The sequence below is a fragment of the Chryseobacterium sp. R2ACT005 genome (genome assembly GCF_049949215.1).
GTDB lineage: Bacteria > Bacteroidota > Bacteroidia > Flavobacteriales > Weeksellaceae > Chryseobacterium.
This window is the reverse complement of record NZ_CP188192.1, coordinates 3350991-3368069: the sequence shown is the minus strand read 5'-3', so window position 1 is coordinate 3368069 and position 17079 is coordinate 3350991. Positions and strand designations below refer to the sequence as shown.

Genomic DNA, 17079 nt, shown 5'->3' with positions numbered 1-17079 from the left:
TTTTGAAAACTTAAATGTACAATGAAATTTTGAATTATCAGTTTCATCAATATCTCTGGTTGATGGTTTCCATTAAAAAATCCTTAACTTTGAACTTCAATTTTAGAAATGGAAAATTCAGTTCAAGACACTACCGTTCAAAAACCAAAATGGATCCGCGTAAAACTTCCTACCGGAAAGAATTACAGAGAGCTGAGAACTTTGGTTGATAAATATAAATTAAATACCATTTGCCAAAGCGGAAGCTGCCCGAACATGGGAGAATGTTGGGGTGAAGGTACAGCAACTTTCATGATTTTAGGAAATATCTGTACGAGAAGCTGTGGATTCTGTGGCGTAAAAACAGGAAAACCGCTTGATGTAAATTGGGATGAACCTGAAAAAGTAGCAAGATCTATCAAATTAATGAAGATCAAACATGCCGTTCTTACTTCTGTAGACCGCGATGATCTGAAAGATATGGGATCTATTCTTTGGGGAGAAACAGTGAATGCTGTAAGAAGAATCTCTCCGGGAACAACGATGGAAACTCTGATTCCTGATTTCCAGGGTATTACAAAACATCTTGACAGGCTGGTAGAAGTAGCTCCGGAAGTAATCTCTCATAACATGGAAACGGTAAAACGTCTGACCAGAGAAGTGAGAATCCAGGCAAAATATGAAAGAAGCCTTGAAGTATTAAGATATCTGAAAGAAGCAGGACAAAGAAGAACCAAAACAGGAGTTATGCTTGGATTAGGTGAAACTAAAGATGAGGTTTTCCAAACGATAGAGGATATCAGAAATGCGAATGTAGATGTTATTACTCTTGGACAGTATCTGCAACCGACTAAAAAGCATCTTCCTGTAAAAAAATTCATTACTCCTGAAGAATTTGATGAGTTCGGAGATTTTGCAAGAAGCTTAGGTTTCAGACACGTTGAAAGCTCTCCTCTTGTAAGAAGCTCTTACCACGCAGAAAAACATATTCATTAAAATATAAACCGTTCAGCAATGAACGGTTTTTGTTTTTTTAGGTAGCAGAGATTAGATTGTAGGGATTAGGGATTAGGGATTAGGGAGTGAAAGGGCTTCCATTTGTAATAACGATTTTCATAATTCCCTTCCTCCGGAGGGGTGGTGAAAATTCAAAGAATTTTTGACGGGGTGGTTAAAAATGTAAAGTTTCATTAAATATCAATAGCAGCGGACTTTAGTCCGCTTATTATAGAATTAAAAATCATCCGGCTTTAGCCGAAACCTAAAGCTGTGAATATTTTTTGTACACCCTGCAAATTGATCCTACTTATTACAAGCCGTTTCCTTTGTAATTACTCCAATCCGGCCATTGATTTCAATCGGTTTAAAATGTTTCTTTTTAAATTCGGAAGGTGTTTCGCCTGTATGCTGTTTGAATAGTTTATTAAAGTAAGAAAGACTTTCAAAACCTACCTGAAAGCAAACTTCAGTCACAGAATAATCTTTCAACAGGAATATTTTAGCCTGATTGATTCTATAGTTATTAACAAAATCGGTAAAGGTCATATTGGTCTGCTTTTTAAAATAACGGCAGAACGCAGGCGTGCTTAGACTTACAATTTTTGCAATTTCATTGACATTAGGTTTCTTGTCGTAATTTTCGTGGATATAATCGTAAATGGTTCCCATTCGGATTTTATCATTCAGAAACCACTTGATTCTGGTATCTTCCTTGTTGAGTTCCTTTACTTCTGTTGAATCAGCGAGGATCTGTAGAATTTCAATTAATCCTACCAGGGATTCAAAGGAGTTTTTATCTTTAATGATCTGCAGTTTTTCAACCACTGTATTTTTTGTTTCTCCGGAAAATGATAATCCAAGATATGAGCGTTCTAAAAGAATTTTGATATTCTCAAATTCAGGAACAGGAAGAATAATATCCTGAAGGAAGTTTTCCCGCATCTGCAGCACAAGTTGTTGGCATTCAGTCTGAATACCATAATCAAAATTAAGATGGGGAACATTAGATCCAATCAATAAAAGATCACTGTCTGTAAAGGCCGAAATATCTCTTCCTACATGCCGGATTCCGTTCACGGCTTCTACATAGACCAATTCGATTTCCGGATGATAATGCCAGAAAAAACAGTTTTTCAGGGAAGGGGCAAATAGTTTGAAAGATTTCCCTTTTTCAAATTCAATAATTTCTTTCTGGATTTTCATTTTGTTCTTATTTGATTGTTTCTGAATATAAAATTAAATAAAAAGGTTAATATGGAGCAAATTTTTATCATTCGAAGAGGTGTGAAATTCAAACTTTCTTTCGATTTTTGCACTTTCAAAATGAAGACGCTCAGGTATTTTTAATTTGAAAGAAAATAATTCAGAAAAAAGATTTAGATACAATGAAGATTGATAAAAGAATAATCCCCCTGGCCATCGGTGGTTTGGGGATAGGAACTACAGAGTTTACCGTAATGGGGCTGTTGCCGGATATTGCAAAAACATTACAGATTACGATCCCGCAGGCCGGACATTTAATTTCTGCTTATGCTATGGGAGTGGTCATCGGAGCTCCGATTCTGATCGGGTACTCGGTGAAATTTTCCCCTAAGAAAGTTTTAATCGCTTTTATGATCCTTTTTACCCTATTTAATGGACTTTCTGCAATTGCTCCAGGATATAACAGTATGCTGGTTATCCGTTTTCTGTCTGGACTTCCTCATGGAGCATTCTTCGGAGTAGGAACGGTAGTCGCTTCAAGAATGGCAGGAAAAGGGAAAGAAGCATTTTATATATCGATGATGTTTACGGGGCTCACGGTCGCCAACCTGGCCATGGTTCCTCTGGTCACCTACATCGGACATACATTCCATTGGAGACTGTACTTTGCTATTGTAGCAGTTATTGGTCTTTTTGCCATATTATTTTTGAAACTGTGGCTTCCTGCAATGGAATCCAATCAAAATACACATTTTATGGAAGAGCTGAAATTCCTTAAAAATAAACAATCCTGGCTGGTCCTTGCCATTACAGCGATTGGATTTGGAGGTCTTTTCACATGGTTAAGTTATATTACACCTTTAATGACTGTTGTTGCAGGAATCAAAAGCAGCCAAATGGCCTATGTCATGGTTCTTGCCGGAGCCGGAATGGTAGTTGGAAACCTGGTAGGAGGGATCGTTTCAGATAAATTGGGACCTGAAAAAACATGTGCCCTTCTGATCTTCCTGATGATGATTTCTCTGGGTGGAGTATTTTTCCTTGCTGAGCATCAGAATATCGCTCTTATACTGACCTTTATGTGTGGCGCTTTATCGATGTCTATTGCATCGCCTATCAATATTATGATGATGAAAGCTGCTCCAAAAAGCGAAATGATGGCCGCTGCTTTTATGCAGGCAGGTTTTAATATTGCCAATGCAATGGGAGCTTTTTTTGGGGGAATTCCTCTGGAATACGGTTATTCATTCAACTATCCATCACTGGTAGGAGTAGGAATGACTTTTATTGGGGTGATTATAAGTGTAAGGTATATGTATCTGTACGGTTCAAAGGCTCAAAATGAAGAGGAAGTTGCCGCAGAATGTGTATCTTGTGATAAATAAGATTATTCTTTCTTATGAAATAAAAAAAGAGCCTGTTTCAATCAGAAACAGGCTCTTTTGTATAAAATGAGTTTTATGCCTCTACCTCATCTCCATTTTTGCACCAATAGAGGGCATTGTATAAATTTTCTTTGGGAAAAGATTTAAACTCTCCCGGCATCAGAACACTGAAAATACTGGTAAAATCACGTATCCCTTCTTTGTCAGTCACAATGGCCGACCGATTCCAGTTGGTAAGATTTTTCAATCCTAACAACAGATCTTCAAGCCATGCTCCCATGGTAAAATTATCCAGATCGGTATCCAAATACAATAAGTAATTCAACTCACCGAATTGCTCTACCTTCTCTTTTACGCGCGGAATTACCAGTCTTTCAAAATCCTCTTTCGTTACTTCTCCCGTTGCATTAAATGCTGCAACATTTTCCGGGGCTTCTGGAATAATTGTTATCATAATAAATATTTTATGGTGGTTTGAGTTTTAAAGAACAACAATAATTACACCATAATTTGATGAAAAATTGTTAAAAAAGGTATAAATATTGTTACTTTCAATGTAAAATATTAATATGGATCTCAAATCAAATGAACCTTTCTGGCTTTTAAAAAACGGACTGTTAGCTTCTTATCCTTCTTTAAAATCAAATGAAGAATGTGATGCTCTTGTTTTGGGAGGTGGTATTACAGGAAGTCTGATTGCCCATCAGATGATAGAAAACGGATATAATACAATCCTTATTGATAAAAGAGAGCTTTGCAATGGAAGCACTTCTGCTACGACTTCAATGCTGCAGTACGAAATAGATGTTCCTCTTTATGAACTGATAGAAAAAATAGGCATAAAAGGAGCTGTTTTAAGTTATAAAGCCTGTCGTGATGCTATTGATACATTGGAAAAACTTTCAAAAATGATTAAATCCAATGCAGGTTTTAAAAGAAAGAAATCTCTGTATTTTGCTTCAAAAAAGAAAGATGCAGAATGGCTGAAGAAAGAATATGAAGTGAGAAAAGAAAACGGATTTGAAGTGCAGTGGCTTGATGCAGAACAGATTCTTGAAAAATTTGAATTTAAAAATACTTACGGCGGTATTTTATCCAGGCATGGAGCAAGTATTGACGCTTTTCAGTTTGCTCATGAAATTTTCATGCATAATGTAAAGAAAGGATTGAAGATATTTGATAAAACTGAAATGATAAAAGTGGAGGAGCATAAAGGTTTTAACCTGGTTACGGTAAACAGTGGATATCAGATCAAAGCAAAAAAAATCATTTACTGCATTGGTTATGAAAGTAAAAATTTACTGAAAGAAAACTTTGTGAATCTGAAAAGTACCTATGCTGTGGTTTCTGAAATAGACAAAGACAAGTTTAAAAATATAAGCAGTACATTGGTCTGGAATACTGATGATCCTTACCTCTACATGCGGACTACCGACGACGGAAGAATTCTTATTGGAGGAGGAGACGAAGACTTTTATGACGCTGAAAAACGGGACAGTCTCCTTAATAAAAAAGAAAAAGAGATCCTTAAAAATCTAAAGAAAATAAAGCCTGATTACCATTTTTACTCCGATTTTGTATGGGCAGGAACTTTTGGAGAAACTAAAGATGGTCTGCCTTATATCGGAGAACATAAAAAACTGAGAAACTCCTATTTTGTATTAGGTTTTGGAGGAAACGGAATCACTTTTTCAGTAACGGGAATGGAGATGGCTTCTCTATTTATGAAAAATAAAAAACATCCGCTGTCAAGATATTTTAAGTTTGGGAGATGATACTGGAGTTTTTGAACCACAAAAGTCTTTAAACACTTAAGTTATTTTAAGCTACTGCTAAATGTTTAAGGAGTGCACTTAAGTTTCTGAAAACTTTCGATTTTTAATCTATCCATAAAAACTGTTTAGATTCCTACGGAATGACACAATTGGAATAGCTGTTTATTTATGCAGGTTGTCATTCCGTAAGAATCCTGGTTAAATTACTTGAAAAAATGTAATAAATAGATACTCCAACAAATACTCCAATTGCAGACGCTTAATTCCCATCCTCTGGAGGGGTGGCGAAAATTCAAAGAATTTTTGACAGGGTGGTTTACATGTATTTAATAACATAAAAAAGCGGGTAAAACCCGCTTTTAAACTACAAACTATACCCGTTCTTTTTAGCCAGTTCAACAATAGAACTCTCAATTGCTTTTCCCAGATCATCAGAATCATCAGTGCCTCGTTTCTTCATTTCTCCGTCAATAAAGGTCTGGCGCTTTTTGGAAAGCTCTTCAATTTCTTTCTGAATTTTATCACGAGCGGCAGACTTTGCCGTGATCGTTTTTTGAATTTCTTCCTTGCTTTTTCCTTTCAGCTCGGCAGGAAGTTCACTTTCTTTTACATTGGCAATAAATCCGGCATCCTTTTCGGCCTTATCCACCAAATCCCAGTGATCATTTTTGTAAGCATTCTTTTTAGATTTGGCAACGGCCCTTTCCACTAAGTTGGATGCTGACTGTGATTCCGCGTTTTTATCCTGCGTGATCTGCTTTAGTCTGTATTCCGAACCGTGGTTTCCATAATAGATGTAAGTATCGTTCAGCTTTGCATTGCATTCGGAAATTTTGATATCGTAAGGCGTTTCAATATAGATTACTTTTCTGTCACTGTCGATATTGAAATATTTTCCACCTCCCAAAGACGCGCCGTTTTGCCAGAATGTCTGGATTCCTTCTTCCCGGCTTCCGCAGAAAATAGTGTTGGTGTAAATGTTTTTATCCTTTGCTTTTGAAACAACATCTTTATAATTTATTTTTCCCTGATTGAATGCTTCATTCCCTGCAATATAAATCAGTTTCATACTTTTATCATTACTGTCCCAGTTCAGGTTGGCAGAGGCATCACGGATAACAGCACCGCAATATTCACTGCCGCCATTGGTTCTTAAGGCAAATAGTTTTTCGGAAATAAGATCAAGATCCTGAGTAAGAGGAGCAACCTGGCGGATATAATTTTCATCGCGGATTCCGTCGTTGCCGTATTCATACAGGGCAATTTCAATCTGGGGCGCTTTTCCGTTGTACTTTAAAGTGGTCAAAGTATTCACAATATTCCACAGTCTGGATTTTGCCTGATCAATCAGCCCGTCCATACTATTGGAAGTATCCAGTAAAAGAGCGACCTGGATTTTATTGTCCTTTACCATTGAGCTGGACGGAATCAATGTTACTGGTACATTACTTTGTATAGAGCGGTTGTCCGGAATATTGCCAGAGCTTAAAAAAGCTGTACCCGCTGCAAGTGCTAAGATTTTTAAAGTTGTCATATTATTATTTATTATTGGTTATCTGCTGTAATATTGGATCTGCATCTCTTTAGGATATTTTACTTCATAGGAGAAAGTAATCTTCTCAGAATTGCCTGAACCTATGTTTTTGTTCCACAGGATACTTCCCGTTTTATCATCAAGGCTTCCACCGCCAAGGTCTAATGTTTTAACCAGAATCTTAGAATTTTCACTGATTGGGAGCTGGTCAAGAACTTCCAGTTCAATATTTTCTTTCGTATTATTTCTGATACTTATCTGGTAAGACTCTGTTTCCCATTTGTTAGAATTCATTGCCTTTTGAGAAGTTTTATCTTCAAGCTTAATTCTTTTTACCGTAATTCTTTCATCTGTTCCCAGAGAAATTGGGAATTCGTCTTTCACATAATTGCTGGTAATATTGGTTTTCCCGATATAATTATCATCAAAGTAAATATTGGCTTCTCCATTGATGAGGTTAAGATTCTGCCAGTTCTTTATAAAAGCCATCAGGAATACCTGATTATTAAGTTTCGGAACGGTGTGGTATTTATAAGTGGCATCAATTTGTTTTTTATCCAGAATGACATACTGTTCTTTTTCCTGGCTTACTATGGTCTGATTGTAATTAAGCTCATAGATCACATTCATCTGGCTGTCAGAAACTGAAGCTACAGGAATCTGACTTGGCTTTGCAGCAATATCTTCTCTCATCTGATAAGCATTGGCCGCTGAAATTTCTTTTTTAGATTTATAACCTGCAATTTCCATCTGAGAATTGTAAGGAGTATATTCTGCTACATAAAGTGGCGACAGAATAGGTCTGTCCTGGTTGTATGAAGGTCTGTAAGTAGAGACAAACAGCTTCACATTTTTCCAGTCCTGTCCGGTCTTCTGATAAATTTTACCTTTATAAACCATTTCAAGAGGTTTCTTGACAGACTCAGCACGCAAATCATAAGAAGGAATCCATCCGGCATCATAAACAATATAGCTTACCCCAAGATTCAGATTGGTTTCGTTATCTGCAAGAATTTCAAGCAATAGCTCTCTGCGGTTGGTATTTTTATGCGTTTGCTCCTCGGCAGACTGCTTGTTGAGTTTTGCGATACTTTCATCCAGAACCGTTTTCTGTTCGTCCAGAAGAAATACCTGGCTATCGATTTCCAGCATTCGTTTTCTATAAAACTCCGTAAGCTTAATAAGTTGTTCCTGCGGAGTAGATTTATCATTGGTGGAGACTTTTAAATTGTCATTAATGATCCGTTGCTCTCCCATCAGGTTTTTGATTTGAATATTCAGCAGGCTCACCTGTCTTTGAAGCTTTTTTGTCTCTGTTTCAAGTTTCTTTTCATTGTCTGATAATTCATCATTCTTCAAAAAATTATTTTGAGGCGTTATGGAAAGGAGTGTAGTATTTTTTTCAAGATTGATTTTATACGTATTTTCATCCAGATTATTGGGAAGATTGACAATTCTTATGGTATTTCTACCTTTCTGAAGACTCACATTGGTACTTCCGAAAACTTTTGCTCCCTGAAGAAATACAGTGGCCTGCTTTACTTCAATTTCTTTTTTTATTTCCTGTGCTTTACTAAAGGCAGCCAAAAATATGATTAATAGTAAAAAATAGCGTTTCATCGTTTATTATTTTGAATTTCTAGAAGTAAAATTATCTCTATTTAAGGCTGAAAATTGGGAAACTTGGTGAAGGGGTAATTTGACTTGGTGAGTATGCCATAGAGAAAAAAGAGGTTGTTTCAAAATTGTCATTCTGACGAAGGAAGAACCTCTTTTACAATAAATTCGATTCCGTTCGAAATGACAGAAAACAAAAAAAAGCTACCCTTTGGGGGCAGCCTTATTTAATTTATTATTTTAAAGAATCTCGTATCTTGTCTTAATGCTGTATTTCAGCTTGATGTTTTCAATATTATCAAAAGAATAGTCTACCGGAGCATCAGCCATTTCCATCTGTACGCTGTTTACTCTGCCTTTATAAGCTGCCGGCATGATCATATCGCTGGTATAGTCTTCTATTTCTACGATTTCAAGAGCATTTCCGGTTTTTTTGCCCATACTTTCCAGTAAATAATCTGCTTTTTCTTTAGCGGCTTTCAAAGCATTGATCTTTACTGCTTTTCTGAAATCTGCAATTTTAGTACTCTTTACCTCTGCGATGTTCAGGTTGCTTACCCATTTTTGGTTCAGGTCTTCAAAAATTTTACTCAGACTTGATTTTGTGCCTGCTTTAAACTGATAACTTTTAGTAAATTTGGCTGTTTTAGAATAAATATTCTGGTACATTGATTTGAACTTGATGTCCTCGTTCTTTACGCCTGCATTTTTTAAAGTTTCAAATAACTTCTTCTCATTATCTGCCAGATCATTTTTGTTATCTGCTTTTATTCCGATGCTGAAGATGATTTCATCCGGTTCTACTTCCATTTCGGCAACACCTGTAACTTCAATTGCGTTTTTCTTTACTTCTTGTGTCTGAGCATTTACAAAGCTTCCAAGAGTTAAAATTCCGATTAATAAAAAATGTTTCAATTTCATAATTTCCTGTTTTTAAATTTTTAATTACTGATGTAAAATTACGCCGATCAGAAACCGGAATTCGGGAGACTTGGTGAAATGGAGCTTTCACTTGGTGAGACTTCAGAAATGAATTACTTCTCTTTATTTTTCTTCAGATCATATTTTACGTTGAGGTTCATAATATACTGTATACCGACTTCAGGATCAGAGTTGTTAATAACCTTATCAAAGCCGGTATAATCTGTTCCGTCATAGTAAAAGGTCTTTGATTTCCTTTCTTCTTTTTTTACATATCTGCTGTCATATCCATAGGTGACGCTGGCGCTTTCAAGAGCGGTATAATTTTGATATTGATTTTTGGGAAAAATATAAGTAAAACCTGAACTGGCTGTAGGGTTGCCGATAATTTCCTTTTTAAATAAACCAAAGTAGTTTTCCTTCTTTTTATCGAAAACAGCATATGCTTCTTTGAGAAGATTTTCCTGGATTTTATCAATATCATTGTTGATGTAATCCACTTTAATAATATCATAGATCTGAAAATCCGAAGCTTCAGAAATCAGTTTTTCAATCATTGAATGTTTGTTTACCGTAATAATGATATTTTTCTTGGTTTCGAACCCATCCATTTTCTGAATGGTTACCTGAGTGTCTTTATTAATGTCATAATCATAGATTTTTGTCTGCGAGATAAAATCCACAAAAATATCATCGTTTTTGATGCCCATTGATGATATCGTTTTTATAAAACCATTGATTCTCCTGTTGATATTTTCGATGGCAATTTTAGGCGTGGCAGCTTCTTCATTCAAACCCAGAGTAAGTTTATATTGGTCTGCAGTCTTATTCATCAATACTTTTACACTAACAACCAAGGTGGAATCATTGGCGAAATAACTATTAGTATTGTTGAAGTCAGGGAGATTTTTTAGGGCGGAATAATCGCTGTTATTTTTGTCTCTGTAAATTTGGTTTCCTCCCACCTGCGCTTTTGAAAAGCTTAAAAAAGAAGTCATGATGAGAAAAAATGCTACTGTTTGTTTTTTCATGATTTTTAAATTTGAATTATTTTGCCCCAAACTTAGTCTTACGGTCACAGTGTCAATGACTAAACTTGGTGAAAGGCAATCTTCACTTGGTGAATAGTTTTTGAGTACACTATATATATGTATATCTTTGTTTTATGAAAATGTTTACACTTCTTACAATCTTTTTACTGATGCTTTGGGGAAATACTATGTCTTCCCAGAACACTAATAATAGCAGTGCTGCTGTGGAAGAAGTGCAGGTAGAAACGAAGAAGCTGAAAAAAGCAATGGATACTAAAAATGAACCTGCCCAGGCAGATTCATATTATAATATTGCCGAAACATTTTTTAATAGTGGAAATTTTCCGAAAAGTGAAGAGTATTACACCAAAGCGAAAAATCTGTATGAAAAACTCAATGACAAGCCAAATATTGAAAAAGCAACCCGCAGATTGGCCCAGTCACAGGAAAAACAGAATAAAATAACGCCTGCTATCAGTAACTATGGCAGAGCGGCACAAATGAATTATAGTGAAAAAAGTAAGGCCGTCAATTCTAATGACGTTACAAGACTTTCTTCTCCTACGCCGGAGCTTAGGGCAGAAGCTATTCAGAATAATATCAACCTGAGTAAAAAAGAAAACGAACAGGGTGATCTTGCGGAAAGCTACAGTCAGTTAGCTGATGTCAATCTTAAACAGAAAGATGTTTCCAGTGCGGAAGAAAATCTTAATACAGCGTATAAAATCTCTAAAAAAGAAGCTCCGCAGCAAGCGTTGGCCATCAATCAGAAACTCGCAGATCTTTATGTTGAAAACAAGAACTTTGAAAAAGCTATTGAAGCCAAAAAGAAGATTTTGAAAGAAGATTTTGTAAAAGAAAACTCGCAGGAAAAAGTCAATCAGATTCAGGAACTTGCGGATATTTATATTAAGAAAAATGATCCTAAAGAAGCGGTAGATCTTTTGAAAAATGCCTATGGAATTGCTTTGGATAAAGGCCATACATTAGAAGCGCAGAAGAGCGTAAAAAAGCTGGACAGTCTGTACGCTATTTCAGGAAATATTGATGCCTCCGTTCAATTGTACAGAGACTTTTTAGGAAAACTTCCAAACCTGGTTTCCAAGGACAGAAGCCTGGTAGACAATAAAATTCTGGAAGATACCGAGCAGCGGATTTCTCAGCTGGAAAAAGAAAGAGAATTGAAAGATGAGCTTATCCGCAAGAAAAATGTATTCAATTATAGTCTGATCGGAGCTTTAATTCTTTTAACCGGATTGATTATTTTTATTTTCAGAACACTGAAAAAAGTTCAGACAAAAAATAAAAAGATTGCTCTTCAGTCGTTGCGCAGAGAGATGAACCCGCATTTTATCTTTAACAGTTTGAATAGTGTTAACCACTTTATTGCAACCAATAATGAACTGGAAGCCAACCAGTATCTGACAAAATTCTCCAAGCTGATGCGTGGCGTGATGGAAAATTCTACCGAGGATTTTATTCCTTTCCAACAGGAGCTTGACCTTCTCCAGAATTATCTTGCTTTAGAAAAAACACGTTTTGCAGATAAGTTTGATTATGAAATTGAAGTAGATGAAAGTTTGAATATGCAAAACCTCCAGATTCCGGGAATGCTGATACAGCCGTTTCTGGAAAATGCAATATGGCACGGACTCCGCTACAGAACAGAAAAAGGATTTTTAAAATTAAACTTTGAAAAGAGTGAATCGCATCTGAAGATTCTTATCGAAGACAACGGAATAGGCATTGAAGAAAGCAAAAAGCAGAAAACCCAGCATCAAAAAACAAGAGAGGGCAGAGGAATGAAAAATACACTGGAAAGAATTCAGCTTCTGAATGATTTGTACAAAAAAGATATTACCTGCTCTGTAAAGGACAAGGAAAATGATACCGGAGTTTTAGTCACTATAAAAATTAATATGCACTAATCTGAATTCAGGTTAGTGTATTTTGTTTGTGAATCAGTCATTTACTTACTATGTTTTTTTAATTTAATAGGATGTTACTTTTTATCAAAGTGCCAGAAACACTCGAAAATTGCACTTTTCTAATACCTTTTACCTTCTATCTGCCACCCGCCACCCAAAAAACCTGTAACCATTTTGAGAAAGTTATTGTCTTAATAGATAAAAACTTAACCCAAAATGGAAACTAACCGTCAAACAGCCAGACTCGCAGGTTTTTTTTATCTTATTGTTATCGTAACCGGACTTTTCAGCCTAATGTACGTTCCGTCTAAGCTGATCGTCTGGGAGAATCCTGCATTGACTTTTCAAAATATTTCTTCTTCAGCACAGTTATTCAGATTAAGTATAGCAAGCAGCATTACCTGTTATATCGCTTTTACTTTACTTCCTTTGGTCTTGTATAAACTATTGAAAGCTGTAGATGATCGTTATGCAAAACTGATGGTTATTCTTGCTCTTATCAGTATTCCTATTTCCTTTATCAATCTCCAAAGCAAATTTTCTGTTCTTACTATTATTGAAGGCGCTGACTATCTGAAAATATTTGATCTACAGCAGCTGCAGGCCCAGATGATGCTCTTGCTGAGCAGTTATAACAAGGGACTTTTAATTGCGCAGATCTTTTGGGGATTGTGGCTTTTTCCTTTTGGATATTTGGTATATAAGTCCGGTTTTTTACCAAAAGTTTTAGGAATCTTCTTAATGTTGGGCTGCTTTGGATATGTGATCAACGTTTTTGGAAGAACTGCAATTCCTCATTTTTCAGACAATTCAATATCTGGTTATGTCACATTACCGGCAACAGTAGGAGAGATAGGAACCTGTCTGTGGCTGCTGTTGGTTGGGATACGAAATAAAAAAATAGATTAAAAAATCATAACCATGAACAATTCTACAAAATTTGAAGATGTGCAGATCAATGTGAAAATCATATTGGCAGGTCTTTGGACTTCGGTTACTCTGTGCTATCTGTACGGTGATTATTTCGAGCTTTATACTCCGGGGAAAACCCGTGGTCTGGTGGAGGGAACCAATTTATTAGATTCCCCATCTAAATTACTTCTTGCTTCAGTCATTTTGGCTATTCCCGCGGTAATGGTGTTTCTTTCTCTGATATTAAAACCGGTAGTGAACAGAATGCTCAACATCATCTTTGGTACATTTTTTACTCTGGTAATGCTGTTTATTGGTATTATTTCTTTCTCGGATTGGTATTTGTTTTATGTTTTTCTTGCCATGGTAGAATGCATTATTACAATATTGATCGTAAAGCACGCATGGTGCTGGAAGAAAGTATAACCTTTATCCACACATGGTTTGGGTAAGATTGTAAGGTTAATTAAATATTCCTAATTTGCATCTGGAATAATATCTTACGTAATGAAAATAAAAGCCGTAATTGTAGACGATGAACTTATAGCAAGAGAAGTTTTACGAAGTTATCTTACCAAATACTGTCCGCAGGTGGAAATTCTTGGTGAAGCTGAAAATATTAAAGAAGCCGTGCCATTGATTGCTGAAAAGCAGCCTCAGTTGGTATTTCTGGATGTAGAAATGCCTTTCGGAAATGCCTTTGATGTATTGGAAGCTACCAAGGAATTCTCCTATGAAACCATTTTCATTACTGCATTTTCACAATATTCATTACAGGCTTTAAATAAATCAGCAAGTTATTATATTTTAAAACCTATTGATATTCAGGAGCTGATTCTTGCAGTGAATAAAGTAGTAGAAAGCCTTGAGAAAAAAGAAGAGCTCAACCGGAATAAGATTCTGCTTGAAAACCTGAAATTAAAACCTGAAAAACAGCAGTTAATTCTTCCAACCCTGCAAGGATTCGATGTTGTAAAGACTGAAGATATTATGAGACTTCAGGCTGATGGAAACTTTACGCAGGTCTATCTCACTGACGGCTCAAAAAAAATGGTGTGTCGCTTTTTAAAACATTTCGATGACTTGCTGGAAAGCCCGTTTGTGAGAGTTCATCGTTCCCATATTATCAATACAGGATTTGTGAAATCCTACCATAAAAGCGGAACGGTAATGCTGTCTGATGATACTGAAATTGAGGTTTCAGGAAGCTTTAAAGATAATTTCCTGAAAGTCTTTTCATAGAATTTATGGGTTCTTAACAGACCAAAGGCATTATTTTTGACGTTTTATTATAACCAACAAAATATTTCTGTCATGAAAACCATTCATAAAATTATACTTCCCGTTTCATTGGGAGCTTTAGGGCTTATTGTCTTCAATTCATATTCTGTAAGGATTCCCAGAGGTGCTTCTGCTGTAAAGAATTTTGATCTTAAGAAATACCTTGGCAGATGGTATGAGGTTGCCCGTTTTGATTACAGGTTTGAAAAAAATATGGATAATGTCACTGCAGAATATACAGAAAATCCGGATGGAACAGTTCAGGTCAGAAATAAAGGGTACGATTACATTAAAAAAGTATGGAATGAATCTATCGGGGAAGCAAAATTTGTAAAAGATCCGAAAGAAGCCCGTCTGAAAGTGTCCTTTTTTAAACCAATCTGGGCCGGTTATAACGTTATAGATATTGATGAAGACTATCAATATGCTCTGGTGGCAGGAAGCAGCTTAAAATATTTATGGATGCTTTCCCGTACTCCTAACATTCCTGAAAGTATCCGCCAGCGTTTCCTTCAGAAAGCAAGAAAAATTGGCTATAATACAGATGAGCTGATCTGGGTAAAACATAATCAGTAAAAAAATGAAAGGGCAAAATGATGTGCAAATTTGCCCTTTCATTTTTTAGTTTTTAATATATTCTTTCCATTCCTCAAAGCGGTGATCAATAACCTGTTTCATCAGATCATAGTTTTCGTAGGTATCCTCAATGTGGTAGAAGGTTTCGTATTCGTAATCGTTTTCCTCAGCTTTAGCATCAAAAATATTAACGTAATCATCAGCAAATGAGCTGTATCTGTTTCCGAAATCTGTTTCATCGGCATAGTAATCCTTTGCAAAAAGATTTCCCAGCTCATTCAGGTCATATTCAGAAAATTTCCCGTCGCAGGACTCCATAATAAATTCTGCACCTGTGATTTCTCTGCGTTTTAATTTTTCAATTTCCTCTTCATTATCTTCTTTCAGTTCATCAGAAATCAGATCATTCTGAATGCACCAGTTCAGGAACATTCCTGTATGTGTTGCTCCGTTTTTCTGAGGAAGCTCCTCAGGAAAATCACCACCATAATGCCATGAAGCATCATCATATTTCGACATAATTCTTATTGTAGTTTTAAATAAATTTTGTCAAAAATAGAAAAAATCAATTTATATTGCTGCAGCCACAGAATTTTCCGTCATTTGCATAGAATTTTTTTCAACAAAAAAACATATGGAAAAAGCTGTTCTGATTACCATTGGTGATGAAATCCTTTCTGGAAACACGGTAGATACCAATTCTAATTTTATTGCTGCTGAACTTAAAAACATAGGAATAAAAGTTACTCAGATTCTTACCATCTCAGACGAAATTGAAACCATTAAAGAGGCTTTGAATGTTGCTTTTGAAGCAGGCGACTTAGTGATTACAACAGGAGGACTCGGGCCTACCAGAGACGACAAAACCAAAAAGGCACTTGCGGAGTATTTCAATGATGAAATTGCCCTGGATGAGGTGACATTCGATCATCTTAAAGGGTATATGGAGAGAAGAGGAAGGGCAGATATTCTCGAAAGAAATAAGGAACAGGCTTTTGTCCCTACAAAATCTATTGTGTTTCAGAATCATTACGGAACAGCGCCCTGCATGATGATGGAGCTGGAAGGTAAACTGTGCTACAGCCTTCCTGGTGTTCCTTACGAGGTAAAACCGCTTATCAAAGATCAGATTATTCCCTATTTACAGGAAAGATTCAGCCTTCATTATATCCATACCAGGATTGTTTCCGTAGTGGGAATTCCCGAGAGTATCCTTGCAGATACCATTGAAGACTGGGAGCTGGCACTTCCGGAAAATATTGCACTGTCTTATCTTCCGGTGGGAACACGTGTAAAGCTTCGTCTGACAGCTTCCGGTGATAATGAGGAACAGCTGAAACAGATAACGGAAGAAGAAATTCAGAAACTACTTCCTTTGGTAGAAGGTCACGTAATCGCTGTATCGGAGGATAAAATCGAAAATATTCTGGCAGAAATGCTTACCGAAAGAAATCTGACGATTTCCACAGCAGAAAGCTGTACCGGAGGTGAACTGGCAAAAATGATCACTTCAGTTTCCGGCAGTTCAAAATATTTCCTTGGCGGAATGGTGGCTTATGCTACAGAGAAAAAGATTAAAATTTTAAATGTTTCTAAAGCAACCGTAGATCAGTTTACTGTGGTAAGTGAAGAGGTAGCTCAGGAAATGGCAAAAGGTTGTCAAGAATTATTTGAAACCCATATTTCTCTTTCTACGACAGGTGTGGCTGGCCCGGGAAAAGGAGAAGACGGTAAGGATATCGGAACGGTTTATTATACGATAAGGATTAATGACAAGGCAGAAACATTTAAATTATACATGCCTCATCTGGAAAGAGTAGACTTCATGAATTTCGTTTCCCAAAAGGTGATTCAGGATCTTGTAAGCTTACTTATAAACAGTTAGATACATTTCTGCTTTTTAATTTTTTTTTAATTAATTTCAGTATAGTTTTTCAC

16 protein-coding genes are annotated in these 17079 nt (G+C 36.2%); 9 read left to right on the top strand and 7 right to left on the bottom strand.

Going from position 1 to position 17079, the window contains the following annotated elements:
• The first annotated feature begins 108 nt into the window (after window positions 1-108).
• The gene (gene lipA / locus ACPF63_RS15365) at window positions 109-975 is read left to right on the top strand and encodes a lipoyl synthase (RefSeq protein ID WP_002981042.1); all 867 of its coding nucleotides are present in this window, start codon (window positions 109-111) and stop codon (window positions 973-975) included.
• A gap of 306 nt (window positions 976-1281) precedes the next feature.
• Here the strand turns inward: lipA and ACPF63_RS15360 are convergent, their stop codons facing one another.
• Window positions 1282-2181, bottom strand: a complete 900-nt coding sequence (locus tag ACPF63_RS15360; protein WP_426480505.1) for an AraC family transcriptional regulator — start codon at window positions 2179-2181, stop codon at window positions 1282-1284.
• Between the two features lie 182 nt (window positions 2182-2363).
• On the opposite strand from ACPF63_RS15360, the gene ACPF63_RS15355 reads away from it, so the two are divergent.
• Window positions 2364-3566, top strand: coding sequence for an MFS transporter (locus tag ACPF63_RS15355; RefSeq protein WP_426480504.1), 1203 nt, complete (start codon window positions 2364-2366; stop codon window positions 3564-3566).
• 73 nt (window positions 3567-3639) lie between these two features.
• Here the strand turns inward: ACPF63_RS15355 and ACPF63_RS15350 are convergent, their stop codons facing one another.
• Window positions 3640-4020 (bottom strand): STAS/SEC14 domain-containing protein, encoded by a 381-nt coding sequence (locus tag ACPF63_RS15350; RefSeq protein ID WP_047377160.1) that lies wholly within the window; start codon window positions 4018-4020, stop codon window positions 3640-3642.
• A gap of 115 nt (window positions 4021-4135) precedes the next feature.
• Here ACPF63_RS15350 and ACPF63_RS15345 point away from each other — a divergent pair, with 115 nt between their 5' ends.
• The gene (locus tag ACPF63_RS15345) at window positions 4136-5341 is read left to right on the top strand and encodes an NAD(P)/FAD-dependent oxidoreductase (protein ID WP_426480503.1); all 1206 of its coding nucleotides are present in this window, start codon (window positions 4136-4138) and stop codon (window positions 5339-5341) included.
• 364 nt (window positions 5342-5705) lie between these two features.
• Here ACPF63_RS15345 and ACPF63_RS15340 read toward each other — a convergent pair whose 3' ends face one another.
• The 4 genes from ACPF63_RS15340 to ACPF63_RS15325 all read right to left on the bottom strand — a co-directional run bounded on the left by ACPF63_RS15340 (window position 5706) and on the right by ACPF63_RS15325 (window position 10444).
• A complete protein-coding gene (locus ACPF63_RS15340; protein ID WP_426480502.1) occupies window positions 5706-6875 on the bottom strand; it encodes a VWA domain-containing protein in 1170 nt (389 codons plus the stop codon).
• A gap of 18 nt (window positions 6876-6893) precedes the next feature.
• Window positions 6894-8495 carry a DUF4139 domain-containing protein gene (locus ACPF63_RS15335; RefSeq protein WP_426480501.1) on the bottom strand — a complete coding sequence of 534 codons (1602 nt, stop codon included), beginning with the start codon at window positions 8493-8495 and terminating at the stop codon, window positions 6894-6896.
• Between the two features lie 237 nt (window positions 8496-8732).
• Window positions 8733-9413 (bottom strand): SIMPL domain-containing protein, encoded by a 681-nt coding sequence (locus tag ACPF63_RS15330; RefSeq protein ID WP_426480500.1) that lies wholly within the window; start codon window positions 9411-9413, stop codon window positions 8733-8735.
• Between the two features lie 113 nt (window positions 9414-9526).
• The gene (locus ACPF63_RS15325) at window positions 9527-10444 is read right to left on the bottom strand and encodes an SIMPL domain-containing protein (RefSeq protein WP_426480499.1); all 918 of its coding nucleotides are present in this window, start codon (window positions 10442-10444) and stop codon (window positions 9527-9529) included.
• A gap of 134 nt (window positions 10445-10578) precedes the next feature.
• On the opposite strand from ACPF63_RS15325, the gene ACPF63_RS15320 reads away from it, so the two are divergent.
• The 5 genes from ACPF63_RS15320 (at window position 10579) to ACPF63_RS15300 (ending at window position 15141) form a co-directional block, all read left to right on the top strand.
• Window positions 10579-12372 carry a tetratricopeptide repeat-containing sensor histidine kinase gene (locus tag ACPF63_RS15320; RefSeq protein WP_426480498.1) on the top strand — a complete coding sequence of 598 codons (1794 nt, stop codon included), beginning with the start codon at window positions 10579-10581 and terminating at the stop codon, window positions 12370-12372.
• Window positions 12373-12588: 216 nt separating this feature from the next.
• Entirely contained in the window at window positions 12589-13281 is a 693-nt protein-coding gene (locus ACPF63_RS15315; protein WP_426480497.1) for a DUF4386 domain-containing protein, read from the top strand.
• 12 nt (window positions 13282-13293) lie between these two features.
• Window positions 13294-13710, top strand: coding sequence for a DUF6326 family protein (locus ACPF63_RS15310; RefSeq protein ID WP_180565329.1), 417 nt, complete (start codon window positions 13294-13296; stop codon window positions 13708-13710).
• Between the two features lie 81 nt (window positions 13711-13791).
• Complete coding sequence (locus ACPF63_RS15305; protein ID WP_047381057.1) at window positions 13792-14526, top strand: LytR/AlgR family response regulator transcription factor; 735 nt, start codon at window positions 13792-13794, stop codon at window positions 14524-14526.
• A 72-nt stretch (window positions 14527-14598) separates the two neighbouring features.
• On the top strand, window positions 14599-15141 hold the full coding sequence (locus tag ACPF63_RS15300) for a lipocalin family protein (RefSeq protein ID WP_426480496.1): 543 nt from the start codon (window positions 14599-14601) through the stop codon (window positions 15139-15141).
• A 45-nt stretch (window positions 15142-15186) separates the two neighbouring features.
• Here the strand turns inward: ACPF63_RS15300 and ACPF63_RS15295 are convergent, their stop codons facing one another.
• Window positions 15187-15660 carry a hypothetical protein gene (locus ACPF63_RS15295; RefSeq protein WP_077415608.1) on the bottom strand — a complete coding sequence of 158 codons (474 nt, stop codon included), beginning with the start codon at window positions 15658-15660 and terminating at the stop codon, window positions 15187-15189.
• 115 nt (window positions 15661-15775) lie between these two features.
• On the opposite strand from ACPF63_RS15295, the gene ACPF63_RS15290 reads away from it, so the two are divergent.
• Window positions 15776-17026 (top strand): CinA family nicotinamide mononucleotide deamidase-related protein, encoded by a 1251-nt coding sequence (locus ACPF63_RS15290; RefSeq protein ID WP_426480495.1) that lies wholly within the window; start codon window positions 15776-15778, stop codon window positions 17024-17026.
• Window positions 17027-17079: the final 53 nt, after the last annotated feature.